This is a genomic window from Gilvimarinus sp. 1_MG-2023 (assembly GCF_030548285.1).
Genome location: NZ_JAUOSC010001472.1, coordinates 1 through 247, shown reverse-complemented (window position 1 = coordinate 247; position 247 = coordinate 1). Strand labels below are relative to the sequence as shown.

The window sequence follows — 247 nt, the reverse complement described above, 5'->3', positions numbered from 1 at the left end:
AACATCACCAACGCGGTAGTGCATCACCGCCGCCGCCATCCGGATACGTTCATGATAAGGGTGCAGCAACACCAGCTCATCCAGCGCACGCAGGTGGCGCAAACAGTCACGGACACCCGAGCGCTGGCTTGATGGATCCACACAACCGCTACTGAAATCCTCCGATGACTGCAAGGCAGCCAACTGCCGGGTCAGGGCTTCTTCCGGGGCATAATCGGTTTGGGACTCAGGAGACATGGACGCACAC

Annotated in this window: 1 protein-coding gene; it reads right to left on the bottom strand. The window is 59.1% G+C overall.

The features are described 5' to 3' along the window. Window positions 1-237 (bottom strand): hypothetical protein (locus tag Q4563_RS21715; RefSeq protein ID WP_303606009.1); only part of this gene is annotated, 237 nt, incomplete at its 3' end. Between the last annotated feature and the right edge of the window lie 10 nt (window positions 238-247).